This window comes from Streptomyces pacificus (assembly GCF_011766325.1).
In the GTDB taxonomy this organism is placed as follows: domain Bacteria; phylum Actinomycetota; class Actinomycetes; order Streptomycetales; family Streptomycetaceae; genus Streptomyces; species Streptomyces pacificus.
In genome coordinates, this window is sequence record NZ_BLLG01000004.1 from 61,762 (window position 1) to 74,112 (window position 12,351).

Genomic DNA, 12,351 nt, shown 5'->3' on the forward strand with positions numbered 1-12,351 from the left:
TGTACGGCCTGCCGGTCTGTGCACCCTACCTGCCTACCCTGGTCCGGTCGCCTCACGCGAAAGGGCCGGGCCGCCCGCGCGGACCGGCCCTCGGGCGGGTTGTCAGCCGACGGAGACCTCGGGCTCGCCGGAGGCCGCGCCGTCCTTCTCCATCTGCTCGGCGATCTTCAGCGCCTCCTCGATCAGGGTCTCGACGATCTTCGACTCGGGTACCGTCTTGATGACCTCGCCCTTGACGAAGATCTGGCCCTTGCCGTTGCCCGAGGCGACGCCGAGGTCGGCCTCTCGGGCCTCACCCGGGCCGTTGACCACGCAGCCCATGACGGCCACGCGCAGGGGCACCTCCATGCCCTCGAGACCGGCGGTGACCTGGTCGGCCAGCTTGTAGACATCGACCTGGGCGCGGCCGCAGGACGGGCAGGAGACGATCTCCAGCCGGCGCTGGCGCAGGTTGAGCGACTCCAGGATCTGGATGCCGACCTTGACCTCCTCGGCGGGGGGAGCGGACAGCGACACCCGGATGGTGTCGCCGATGCCCTCGCTGAGCAGTGCGCCGAAGGCGACGGCGGACTTGATGGTTCCCTGGAAGGCCGGGCCGGCCTCGGTCACGCCGAGGTGCAGCGGGTAGTCGCACCGGGCGGCCAGCTGGCGGTAGGCGTTGACCATGACGACCGGGTCGTTGTGCTTGACCGAGATCTTGATGTCGCGGAAGCCGTGCTCCTCGAAGAGCGAGGCCTCCCACAGCGCGGACTCGACGAGCGCCTCGGGGGTGGCCTTGCCGTACTTCTGCAGCAGCCGGCGGTCGAGCGAGCCCGCGTTCACACCGATCCGGATGGGGGTGCCGGCGTCCCCGGCCGCCTTGGCGATCTCCTTGACCTTGTCGTCGAACTGCTTGATGTTGCCGGGGTTGACGCGGACCGCGGCGCAGCCCGCTTCGATGGCCGCGAAGACGTACTTCGGCTGGAAGTGGATGTCCGCGATCACCGGGATCTGCGACTTCCGGGCGATGGTGGGGAGCGCGTCGGCGTCGTCCTGCGTGGGGCACGCGACGCGGACGATCTGGCAGCCGGAGGCGGTCAGCTCGGCGATCTGCTGCAGCGTGGCACCGACGTCGGAGGTCCGCGTCGTCGTCATCGACTGCACCGAGACGGGTGCGTCACCGCCGACGGCGACCGAGCCGACCTGGATCTTGCGGCTGGCCCTTCGGTCGGCGAGCTTGGTCGGAACGGACGGCATGCCGAGAGAAATCGCGGTCATCTGCTGTGCAACCCCAAGGTGTGGATCGAGGCCCTGACAGGGCGGGCTCCAGCCTTCGAGATTACGCCAAGGGACCGGGGCCCGGCACACCGCGGCGGCGAACCACCCGAAGGGACGCGGCCGGACGCCACACGGGGCCCGGCCGCGTTTCGCCCGGTTCGGACGGGGGCCGGACAGGGGCGGACGCGTCCGGACCGGTTCCGGACCGGGGGCCGGCCTCGGGCCCACGCCGGAGCCCCGCGCGGCGGGGCCGGTTCCCGGCGAGACCAGCTGAGGCGCAGCGGTTCCGAGCGGGTTCCGGACAGGGACCACGAGCCGGCCGGACGCCCGCGCACCGGTCCGGACCCAGGCCCGGACCGGGCGTAACGCCGATACCCCATGCGGGCCGGGCCGGGCCCGGCGGGGTCCGGCGCGGGCCCGGCGGGGCCGCGCCGTGTCACCCGGGGAACGCCTCATTCGGCCCGGCCCCCGGCCCGGCCCGCGAAACCGCGGGAGAGCCACCGGGGAGCCACCGGGGAGCCACCGGCAGTCCCTATGTGATCTTCACCGGGTTCACGATGTCCGCCACCAGCACGAGCAGGGTGAAGCAGATGAAGATCCCCGCGACCACATAGGCCACCGGCATCAGCTTCGCCACGTCGAAGGGACCCGGATCGGGCCGGCGGAAGAGCCGGGCGAGGTTGCGCCGCAAGGACTCCCAGAGCGCACCCGCGATATGCCCGCCGTCCAGGGGCAGCAGCGGCAGCATGTTGAACAGGAAGAGCGAGAGGTTGAAGCCGGCGAGCAGCATCAGGAACGTCGCGACGATGTTCTGGGTGGGGGCGTCGAGGTTCAGCACCTCGCCGCTGATCCGGGCCGCCCCGACGACCCCGACCGGGGAGTCGTCCTTGCGGTCGCCGTCGCTGAAGGCCGCCGCCCACAGGTCGGGCACCTTGGCGGGAAGGGAGACGATCGCCTGGACGCCGTTCCCGAACATGTCGCCCATGCGCTCCATGGACTGCCCGAAGGACTGGGGGACGATCTCCGTCCGCGCCGCGAAGCCGAGGTAGCCGGCCGGCACGAACTCGCCGGGGACGACCTGGCCGTCCGCGTCCTTCTCGGCCACCATGTTCTTCAGCAGGGTGGCCTGCAGGACCTTCTCCTCGCCGCCGCGTTCGACCGTGATGGTGGCGGGGCCGATGGTCTCGCGGATGCGGTGGGACAGGTCGCCCCAGTCGCTGACCGGCACCCCGTCGAAGGCGACGATCCGGTCGCCTTCGAGCAGTCCCGCGGCCGCCGCCGGGGACACGGGGTCCGTGGATGTGCAGGTGCTGCGTTCCTCGCTCTGCGGGATGACGCACTGCTGCACGCCGGCGACCTGGGTGGTCTGGGTGGCGAAGCCGAACGACATCGAGACGCCGAGGAAGATCGCGACGGCGAGCACCAGGTTCATGAAGGGGCCCGCGAACATCACGATGACGCGTTTCCACGGCTTGCGCGTGTAGAAGAGCCGGGTCTCGTCGCCCGGCCTGAGCTCCTCGAAGGCCGCAGTGCGGGCGTCCTCGATCATGCCCCGCCAGGGCGAGGTGGAGCGGGCCTCGATCCGCCCGTCCGGGCCGGGGGGGAACATCCCGATCATGCGGATGTAGCCGCCCATCGGGATGGCCTTGATCCCGTACTCGGTCTCGCCCTTGTGGCGCGACCAGATCGTGGGGCCGAAGCCGACCATGTACTGGGGCACGCGGATGCCGAAGAGCTTGGCGGTGGACAGGTGCCCGAGCTCGTGCCACGCGATGGAGAAGAGCAGCCCGACGGCGAAGAGCGCTATGCCGAGGACCGTCAACAGAACCGTCATGCGCGAGCCTCCGCTGTCGCCTTCTTCGCCGGTGCGGCCAGTTCCCGGGCGCGGGCACGCGCCCAGGTCTCCGCCTCCAGGACGTCCTGGACCGTCAGCGAGGTTCCCCCGCGGGGTGTGCCGTGTTCGCCGACGACTGCAGTGACCGTATCCATGATTCCGTTGAACGGCAGCCGTCCTGCGAGGAACGCGTCGACGCTTTCCTCGTTCGCGGCGTTGAACACCGCCGGGGCGGTGCCTCCCAGCTCCCCCACGTGCCGGGCCAGGGCCACGGACGGGAAGGCCGCGTCGTCGAGGGGGAAGAACTCCCAGGTGGAGGCGGTCGACCAGTCGAAGGCGGGTGAGGCGTCGGGCACCCGCTGGGGCCAGCCGATGCCGAGGGCGATGGGGCCGCGCATGTCCGGCGGGGTGGCCTGGGCGAGCGTGGAGCCGTCGGTGAACTCCACCATCGAGTGAACGTAGGACTGGGGGTGGACCACGACCTCGATGCGGTCGAACGGGATGTCGTACAGCAGGTGCGCCTCGATCACCTCCAGGCCCTTGTTGACCAGGGTGGCGCTGTTGACCGTGATCACCGGCCCCATCGCCCAGGTGGGGTGGGCGAGGGCGTCCTCGGGGGTGACCCGGGAGAGCTCGGCCCGGGAGCGGCCGCGGAACGGTCCGCCGGACGCGGTGACGACGAGCTTGCGCACATCGGCGCGGGTGCCGGCGGCCAGGGCCTGGAACAGCGCCGCGTGCTCGGAGTCGACGGGGATGATCTGGCCGGGCTTTGCAAGCGCCCTGACCAGCGGGCCGCCGACGATCAGCGACTCCTTGTTGGCGAGCGCGAGGGTGCGTCCCGCCTCGAGCGCGGCGAGGGTGGGGGCGAGGCCGATGGATCCGGTGATGCCGTTGAGGACGGTGTGGCACTCGGAGGCGGCGAGGCGGGTCGCCGCGTCGGGCCCGGCGAGGATCTCGGGGAGCGGCTCGCCCGTTCCGTACCGTGCGTCCAGGGCCTCCCGGAGCGCGGGGACGGCGTCCTCGCGGGCGACGGCGACCGAGCGGACCCGCAGCCGGTGGGCCTGCCCGGCGAGCAGGGCGGCCCGCCCTCCGGAGGCGGCGAGCGCGGTGACGCGGAAGCGGTCGGGATGGCGCAGGACCAGGTCGATGGCCTGCGTGCCGATGGACCCGGTGGAGCCGAGGACGACGATGTCCCGGCGGCCTTCGGACGGATCGAAGGCGATGTGCGGATCGGCGAGGGGGGCTGGGCTGTCGCTCATGCCCCCCATTGTGGCCGCAGTTCCCGCGGGTCCCGACAGCGCGTCCCCGCGGGGCGCGGGTGCGGGCGCCACCCGGGGCGGCGGCCCGCACCGGCGGGCCGGTCAGCGGAACGGGCGGTGGACGTTCTCCCGCGTCGAGGGGCCCGGGGAGGCGTCCGCGATCCAGGGGCCGTCGCCGCTCGGGTCGAGGACGCCCTCCTCGAGCCAGGTGTGGGAACCGGCGAGGACGTCCTTGACCACCGACCGGTCGAGGTCGTCGGTGTTGGTCCACAGCCGCCCGAAGAGCTCCTCGACGCGGATGCGGGACTGCCGGCAGAAGGCGTCCGCCAGCCGGTAGGCCTCCCGGCCGTGCTCCCCGGTCCTGCGCAGGAGTTCGGCCCGCACGCAGGCGGCGCTCATCGCGAACAGCTCGGCTCCGATGTCGACGACGCGGCCGAGGAAGCCCTGCTTGGTCTCCATCCGGCCCTGCCAGCGGGACATGGCGTAGAAGGTGGAGCGGGCCAGCCGGCGCGAGGTGCGCTCCACGTACCGCAGATGGGTGGAGAGGTCGGTGTACCCGCGCGGGTGGAACTCCGCATAGGAGCGGGGCAGCTGACCGGGGCCCGCGACCAGCCGGGGCAGCCAGCGGGCGTAGAACGCGGTGGCGGCCGCACCGGCCCTGGCCTTGTCGCCGAAGGACTTGTCGGGGTCGATGATGTCGCCGGCCACGGAGAGGTGGGCGTCCACCGCCTCGCGCGCGATCAGCAGGTGCATGATCTCGGTGGAGCCCTCGAAGATGCGGTTGATGCGCAGGTCGCGCAGCAACTGCTCGGCGGGGACGGCCCGTTCGCCGCGGGCCGCCAGTGACTCCGCGGTCTCGAAGCCGCGGCCGCCGCGGATCTGGACCAGTTCGTCGGCGATGAGACAGGACATCTCGGAGCCGTAGAGCTTGGCCAGGGCCGCCTCGATGCGGATGTCGTTGCGGTCCTCGTCGGCCATCTGGGACGCCAGGTCGACGACGGCCTCCATGGCGAAGGTGGTCGCCGCGATGAAGGAGATCTTCGCGCCGACGGCCTCGTGGCCGGCGACCGGCCTGCCCCACTGCTCGCGGACGGCGGACCACTCGCGGGCGATCTTCAGGCACCACTTGCCGGCGCCGACGCACATCGCGGGCAGCGACAGCCGGCCGGTGTTGAGTGTGGTCAGGGCGATCTTCAGCCCGGCCCCCTCGGGGCCGATGCGGTTCGCCGCGGGCACCCGGACCCGGTGGAAGCGGGTCACGCCGTTCTCGATGCCGCGCAGGCCCATGAAGGCGTTGCGGTTCTCGACCGTGATGCCCTCGGCGCCCGCCTCGACGACGAACGCGGTGATGCCTCCCCGGTGCTCCTCGGACCTGGGGACGCGGGCCATGACAACGAGGAGGTCGGCGACGACGCCGTTGGTCGTCCACAGCTTCACGCCGTCCAGGACGTAGTCGTCGCCGTCGGGCACGGCCGTGGTGGCCAGGCGTGCCGGGTCGGAGCCCACGTCGGGCTCGGTGAGCAGGAACGCCGAGATGTCGGTGCGGGCCAGGCGCGGCAGGAACGTCTCCTTCTGCTCCTGGGTGCCGAAGATCTTCAGCGGCTGCGGTACGCCGATCGACTGATGCGCGGACAGCAGCGCACCGATCGCGGGGCTCACCGAGCCGACCAGGGCCAGGGCCTTGTTGTAGTACACCTGGGTGAGGCCGAGGCCGCCGTACTTGATGTCGATCTTCATGCCGAGGGCGCCGAGTTCCTTGAGGCCCTCGACCACCTCATCCGGTATCCGGGCCTCGCGTTCGATGAGCGCACCGTCGACCTTCGTCTCGCAGAAGTCGCGCAGTTTGGCGAGGAACTCCTCGCCGCGCTGCACGTCCTCGGAGGCGGGCAGCGGGTGGGGGTGGATCAGGTCGAGCCGGAAACGGCCGAGGAACAGCTCCTTGGCGAAGCTGGGCTTGCGCCAGCCCTGCTCGCGCGCGGCCTCGGCGACCTGTCGTGCCTCACGCTCGGTGACCTTGGGTGCCCCTGTGGCCTCTGGGGACACGGTGGCCTTCGGGGTGTCCTGAGGAGTGGATGGTGCGGACATGAGGACTCACCTCACCGCTGTCGGAGGGCGGCCGGACCGGGAACTACCGTCCGGTGCTGCTCGGGTGCTACTCGTCCGTATCTACCCGAATACCGCCCGCCCCACCAGTCCTGCGGGGCAGCCGGGTGGGTCCCCGGCCCCCTACCACGAAGGGGCGGCCGGAGCCCCCGCGCAGTGGGCTCCGGCCGTCACTGTCCCGGACACGGCGGGGCCGGTCCCGGCCGTACTACAGGGCGAGTCCGGTGAGGACCAGCACCCGCTCGTAGGTGTAGTCGTCCATCGCGAACTTCACGCCCTCGCGGCCCACGCCGGACTGCTTGGCGCCGCCGTAGGGCATCTGGTCGGCGCGGTAGGACGGGACGTCGCCGACGACCACGCCTCCGACCTCCAGCGCCCGGTGGGCGCGGAAGGCCGTCTGCAGGTCGTGTGTGAACACACCCGCCTGCAGACCGTACTTGGAGTCGTTCACCGCCTCGAAGGCCTCGGCCTCGCCCTCGACGCTCCGCACGGTGAGGACCGGGCCGAACACCTCCTCGCAGGCGAGCGTCGTGTGCGCAGGCACTCCGGTGAGCACGGTCGGCGCGTAGGAGGCGCCGTCGCGCTTGCCGCCGGTGTGCAGGCGGGCACCCGCCCCGACGGCCTCCTCGACCCAGGACTCGACCCGCTTGGCCGCGTCCTCGCTGACCAGCGGGCCGACGTCGGTGGACGGGTCGGAGGGGTCACCGGTGTTCTGCGCCTCGACCGCGGCGACGATCTTCGGCAGGAGCCGGTCGTACACCGAGGCGTCGGCGATCACCCGCTGCACGGAGATGCAGGACTGGCCGCCCTGGTAGTTGGAGAAGGTGGCGATCCTGCCCGCCGCCCAGTCCAGGTCCTCCTCGGAGGCGAAGTCGGCGAGGACGACGGCCGCGCCGTTGCCGCCGAGCTCCAGGGTGCAGTGCTTGCGCGGCACCGAATCCATGATCGCGTAGCCGACCTTGTCGGAGCCCGTGAAGGAGATCACCGGGAGACGCTCGTCCTGCACCAGGGCGGGCATCCTGTCGTTCGGGACCGGGAGCACCGACCAGGCGCCGGCGGGCAGTTCGGTCTCGGCGAGCAGCTCGCCGAGGATCAGACCGGACAGCGGAGTGGCCGGTGCGGGCTTCAGGATGATCGGCGCCCCGACGGCGATGGCCGGTGCGATCTTGTGGGCGCACAGGTTCAGCGGGAAGTTGAACGGCGCGATGCCGAGGACGACGCCCTTGGGGAAGCGGCGGGTGAGGGCGAGGCGCCCCTGGCCGCCGAGGTCCGTGTCGAGGCGCTGGGCGTCGCCGCTGTTGAAACGGCGCGCCTCCTCGGCGGCGAACCGGAAGACGGAGACCGCACGGCCGACCTCGCCGCGGGCCCACTTGACGGGCTTGCCGTTCTCCGCGGAGATCAGCCCGGCGATCTCCTCGGTGCGCTCGGCGAGGCGCTTCGACACATGGTCGAGGGCCGCGGCGCGCACATGGGCCGGGGTCGCGGCGAACTCGTCGAGAACGGCATGGGCCGCGGCAACGGCTTCCTCGACCTGGGCCCCGGTCGGGACGGAGACCGTGCCGACGAGACGGCCGTCCCAGGGGGAGGTCACGTCGAAGGCCGCCTCGCCGGTGGCCTGGCGGCCGGCGAGCCAGAAGGCGTGGGTGGAAGTCATGTTGGGGGTCCCGACCCTTCCGAAGTAGTGGGGTGCCTCTGCTCACACGGTAGGGCGGCCGGCCCGGATCCCGGGTTGTCCGGCGTGGAGTGGTCGGCCGGCCCGCCCTGCCGCTTTGGCGGGTACGGCGAGCCGGGGAGTGCGGCGGCGACGGGGTGGGCGCGGGCACAGGCGGCCGGGAGGTGCCGGGGCCGGGAGGTGCCGGGGGCCGAGCGCGGGACGGACCCCGCCGCGGCCGCGGGTTCGGGTCCGTCCCCGCCCCCCGTCACGGCACAGGACCCTGCTCCGAAGCCGGGTTCGGAGGCGCAACCGGCGCCGGGACCGGGACCGGGTCCGCAGGAGCAGGCAGCGGGGTCTCGGACGCCTTCAGCGCCAGCCAGAGCTCCATCCGCACGTCCGGATCGTCCAGGGAGCGGCCGAGGATCTCCTCGACGCGCCGCATGCGGTAGCGAAGCGTGTGGCGGTGGACGCCCAGATCGGCCGCGGCCGCGTCCCACTGGCCATGGCGGGAAAGCCAGGCGCGCAGGGAGGCCACGAGGTCGCCGCGGCCGGTCGCATCGTGCTCCCGCAGGGCTCGCAGCATCCCGTCGGCGAAGGCGCGCACCGCGTCGTCCGCGAGCAGCGGCAGCACGGAGCCCGCCGCGAGCGCCTCGTGCTCGACGAGCGCCCGGCCCCGTCTGCGGGCGACGGAGAGCGCCTGCTCGGCCTGCTTGTAGGCGGTGGCCGCCGCCACCGGCCCGGCCGGCGCCGACATGCCGACGACGATCCTCGCCTCCTCCGTCTCACGCCGGGTGTACGGCTCGCAGGCGAGCACGACCGCTCCCCCGTCTGCGGCCAGGACCACGAGCCGGTCGTCGCTCTCCCATGCGGTCAGCACGGACTCGCCCGCCCGCGAGGCGGCGGATTCCAGCGCCTCGGCGAGGGTGTGCGCGGGGTGTTCGGCCGCCCGGTCGGGTTCACCGGCCGGTTCGGCGATGAGCAGCCGGAACGGAGCGTCCAGGAGTCCGCCGTAGAGGTCCCCTGCGACCGTCCTCGCCGGGTCCGGCTGCCCGGAGAGCATCATCCTCAGCACGGCAGCGCCCAGCCGCTGCTCCGCGGCCTGCAGCGAGCGCGACCGCTCCGTCGTGAGGGTCAGCAGGGCCACCGCGGAGTGCACGGCGTAGCGCTCGGCGGTGCCGAGCGGTGCGTCCGTGCCGACCGCCAGGGCGCCCCTGACCCGCCGCCCTGTGCCCAGGGACTGCAGTTCGACGCGGTCCTCCGTCCCGCCGGCGAACGCGCCGGCGCCGACGACGGCACTGGCGGGCGCGGGGCGCTCGCGCAGGCGCTCCACGTCTCCCCTGAGCCGGGTGGCGCGCCGGGCAGCCCAGTCGGGGGCGGCGGCGACGACGGCTCCGGAGGCGTCGTAGAGCGCGGCCCAGCCGTCGATGTGCGCGGCGAGCCTGGCGAGCAGGGCGGCGGGGCCCTCCGCGAGCGCCGCCCGGGTCAGCTCCCGCTGGGCCTCGAAGCCCGCGGTGACGGCGCGGTACTGGTCGGCCGCGACGGCCGCCGAGACCGCCTTGCTGATGGCCAGGAACGGCGTGCGCCGGGGCACCTCGAGCAGGGGGAAGTCCTCGGCATCGGCCGCGTGCAGGAGGGCGTCGGGGATGTCGTCGTAGTTCACCCCGACGGCGAAACCGAGCCCCGCGACGCCCGCGCCGGAGAGCCGCCGCACATAGCGCCCCATCGCCTCCCGGTCGGCGGCGTCGAGCGTCATCGCAGTGACGAGCAGCAGCTCGCCGCCCTCCATATAGGGCACGGGGTCGGCCAGTTCGCTGGCGTGCACCCAGCGCACGGGGGTGTCCAGGCGGTCCTCCCCGGCGCGGACGGTCAGCTTGAGCGCGGTGTGCTGGACGAGGGACGCGAGGGTGACCGGCATGGGACCGCGGGCTTTCGGCAGAGGACGGGGGCTTCTCGGTCTATTTTGCCGTCCCGTATGAACGGCGTACTTCGATTCTGCCACCGCGTATGGGTGGCCTGCTCAGTTCCCGAGGTCCACCAGGAGCGGAGGGGTGTGCTCGCCGCGCACCGACGCCAGGGAGAGCACCGCGTGCCCGGCCGGCACGGAATGCGCCAGCTCGGAACCCGACCAGCGCTCCCGCTCGACCTCGCGGACGGTCACCGCCTCGGCCGTCGCGGTCCGCCCCGTCACGACCCGGCGCAGGAAGTGCAACGCCTTGGTCAGCGGCTCGTCGGAGACGATCTGCCGGTTGGTCACGTCCCTGGTCTGCACCCATTCCTTGCCCCAGGACTCGGCGAACCGGCCGCCGTCCCAGGGCCCGATCCCGGCGAAGGCCACCCGGCAGCCGACCGCGCCCAGCAGCGGCCCGCGCAGCGGCTCCGGCACGTCCTCCAGGGTGCGCAGCGCAAGCACCACCCCCGCGTGCGCGGAGCGCAGCCGCTGCACGGCCCGGATCGAGTCGGGCGTGACCGTGTGGGTGGCGTCGTCCAGCACTAGGCAGGCGAACAGCGAACGGTCCGAGCGGCTGAGTACGGCCTCGGTGAACTGGGCCAGGACCAGCCGGGCGATGATCCGTGACGCCTCGGCGTGGCCGCGTTCCGGGAGGTCGATCCGGACCCGCAGCGGATGCTCGACGGCCCGCAGCGAGAACTGCCGGCCGGGCTCGGTGGTGCGGAAGAACCCGGCGAACGCGGGCCGGTCGAGGAAGGCGATCCGGTCCGCGAGCAGCGCCCCGACGTCGTCGGCGCGCTGGGACTGCCGTGCCCGCGCGTCGAGTTCCCGCAGGTGCGATGTATCGCCCGCGGCCTCCAGGGCGGTACGCAGCCCGTCCAGCGCGCCGGGCGCGCCGCCGAGGAGGTCGCGCAGTTCGGGTACGGCCGGGAAGTGGCCGTGGACACCGCGGTACGGCCCGATGAGCTGCGCGAGGGCGGTGGCGGCGCGCCGGCCGTCGGCCGTCAGGTCCCCGACGAGGGCCTCGGCGAGGACCCGCGCGGCCTCGTCGGGGTCGTCGCCCCCGCCGTACAGGTCCAGGTCGTGGGCGGACTCCGGCCGGCCCGGGGCGATGACCAGGTCGAAGGCGTCGTCGGAGGCGAGCGCCGTACCGTGCGCGGTGACGGCCACGACCGCGGCGCGGTTTGCGAGGGCCTGCAGGCACAGGGACTCCACGACGGGCCGCACGAGCCGTACCGTCTTACCCGACCCGGACGGCCCGACGGCGAGCAGTGAGGTTCCGAGCAGCGCGGGTTCGAGGGCGACCCCGGTGGTGCGGCGGGCGTAGGGGTTGCGGGGGTGGTCGGCGGCGGTACCGATCCTGACCTGGTTCGTGGCGAGGTCGTTCCGCGCGCGGCGCCCCGGGAGGTCGCGTCCGCCGGACGGGTGGGTGAACGCGCCGGCTCCCTGCCGCACCACGCTGTCCACAAACGCGCCGAGCCGCTGCGGGTCCACCTGGACGGAGTACCAGGCGCGCCGGATCCGGGCGTAGTCGACGTCGTTCATCCTCCCGGCACGCACCTCCTCCGACAGCCGCTCGGCCGCGGTGTGCTGCCCTGCCCGGCGCAGCTGGGGCCACTCGGCCGGGTCGTCGGGTCCTCCCGCCGTGACGGGCGCGAGGCCGGGCGGGGCGTGCCGCGGACGACGGGCGCGGACCAGGGGCAGGAGATAGCGGCGTCCGATCTCCGGCCAGTTGCCGAGCCGGCCGAAGAACACCACCATGCCCGCGATGAGCAGCGCGTCCACGGCCCCGACGATCACGGCCTTGACCACCGCGTTGTCGGAGAGCTTGACCAGTGCCCCGGCCCAGTAGTGCGGATCCAGCCAGTACGGGATGTAGTAGTTGTCGTACAGCGACCAGAGCAGCAGCGCGCAGAGCCCGGAGATCAGCGCCCCCGCGAAGAGCCTCCTCGCCGGGACGGGCTCCGGCTCCTCCTCCGGACGCGGCCGGTGTCCCAGCCGCCAGACGCCCGGTTCGGCTTCGGGCCGCGGGGTGCGCAGCCAGTCGGCGACCGAGGTACCGGCCGCCGCCGGGGCGTGGGCCGGTACCGGCGGGACGACGGGCGGCATCGGCGGTGGGCCCGCGGGCCGCGGGACGGGCCGGGCGCTGCCGGTGCCTCCCGGCCGGGCTCCGCGTGCGTCGTACGTGCCTTCCATCTCCATGAACCCCTGCCCCCTGACCAGCCAGGCCCGCGCGTCTGTGCCACGGTCAATCTAGTGCCCGGCGACAGGGAGTTCAGCGATCCCGCACCGCGCG

General features: G+C 73.1%; 7 protein-coding genes. All 7 read right to left on the minus strand.

Features of this window, described 5'->3' with window-relative positions; translation table 11 throughout:
• Nucleotides 1–102: 102 nt before the first annotated feature.
• The 7 genes from ispG to SCWH03_RS07795 all read right to left on the minus strand — a co-directional run bounded on the left by ispG (nucleotide 103) and on the right by SCWH03_RS07795 (nucleotide 12,257).
• Nucleotides 103–1,257 (minus strand): flavodoxin-dependent (E)-4-hydroxy-3-methylbut-2-enyl-diphosphate synthase, encoded by a 1,155-nt coding sequence (gene ispG / locus SCWH03_RS07765; protein WP_173263431.1) that lies wholly within the window; start codon nucleotides 1,255–1,257, stop codon nucleotides 103–105.
• A gap of 532 nt (nucleotides 1,258–1,789) precedes the next feature.
• Nucleotides 1,790–3,091, minus strand: a complete 1,302-nt coding sequence (locus tag SCWH03_RS07770) for a M50 family metallopeptidase (RefSeq protein WP_173263432.1) — start codon at nucleotides 3,089–3,091, stop codon at nucleotides 1,790–1,792.
• Nucleotides 3,088–4,350, minus strand: a complete 1,263-nt coding sequence (gene dxr / locus SCWH03_RS07775; protein ID WP_173263433.1) for a 1-deoxy-D-xylulose-5-phosphate reductoisomerase — start codon at nucleotides 4,348–4,350, stop codon at nucleotides 3,088–3,090. The genes SCWH03_RS07770 and dxr overlap by 4 nt, the downstream gene beginning before the upstream one ends.
• Before the next feature lie 102 nt (nucleotides 4,351–4,452).
• Nucleotides 4,453–6,435: an acyl-CoA dehydrogenase family protein gene (locus tag SCWH03_RS07780; protein ID WP_254076620.1), complete on the minus strand. Its 1,983-nt coding sequence runs from the start codon at nucleotides 6,433–6,435 to the stop codon at nucleotides 4,453–4,455.
• Nucleotides 6,436–6,661: 226 nt separating this feature from the next.
• Nucleotides 6,662–8,107 carry an aldehyde dehydrogenase family protein gene (locus SCWH03_RS07785; RefSeq protein ID WP_173263434.1) on the minus strand — a complete coding sequence of 482 codons (1,446 nt, stop codon included), beginning with the start codon at nucleotides 8,105–8,107 and terminating at the stop codon, nucleotides 6,662–6,664.
• Nucleotides 8,108–8,372: 265 nt separating this feature from the next.
• Nucleotides 8,373–10,022 carry a PucR family transcriptional regulator gene (locus SCWH03_RS07790; protein ID WP_254076621.1) on the minus strand — a complete coding sequence of 550 codons (1,650 nt, stop codon included), beginning with the start codon at nucleotides 10,020–10,022 and terminating at the stop codon, nucleotides 8,373–8,375.
• A gap of 102 nt (nucleotides 10,023–10,124) precedes the next feature.
• Nucleotides 10,125–12,257, minus strand: a complete 2,133-nt coding sequence (locus SCWH03_RS07795; RefSeq protein WP_371872628.1) for a type IV secretory system conjugative DNA transfer family protein — start codon at nucleotides 12,255–12,257, stop codon at nucleotides 10,125–10,127.
• Between the last annotated feature and the right edge of the window lie 94 nt (nucleotides 12,258–12,351).

Coding starts and splice junctions, on each gene's coding strand:
- SCWH03_RS07795 (WP_371872628.1), bottom strand. CDS start 12,257: ATGGAGATGGAAGGCACGTACGACGCACGCGGAGCCCGGCCGGGAGGC.
- SCWH03_RS07770 (WP_173263432.1), bottom strand. CDS start 3,091: ATGACGGTTCTGTTGACGGTCCTCGGCATAGCGCTCTTCGCCGTCGGG.
- SCWH03_RS07790 (WP_254076621.1), bottom strand. CDS start 10,022: ATGCCGGTCACCCTCGCGTCCCTCGTCCAGCACACCGCGCTCAAGCTG.
- SCWH03_RS07785 (WP_173263434.1), bottom strand. CDS start 8,107: ATGACTTCCACCCACGCCTTCTGGCTCGCCGGCCGCCAGGCCACCGGC.
- SCWH03_RS07780 (WP_254076620.1), bottom strand. CDS start 6,435: ATGTCCGCACCATCCACTCCTCAGGACACCCCGAAGGCCACCGTGTCC.
- dxr (WP_173263433.1), bottom strand. CDS start 4,350: ATGAGCGACAGCCCAGCCCCCCTCGCCGATCCGCACATCGCCTTCGAT.
- ispG (WP_173263431.1), bottom strand. CDS start 1,257: ATGACCGCGATTTCTCTCGGCATGCCGTCCGTTCCGACCAAGCTCGCC.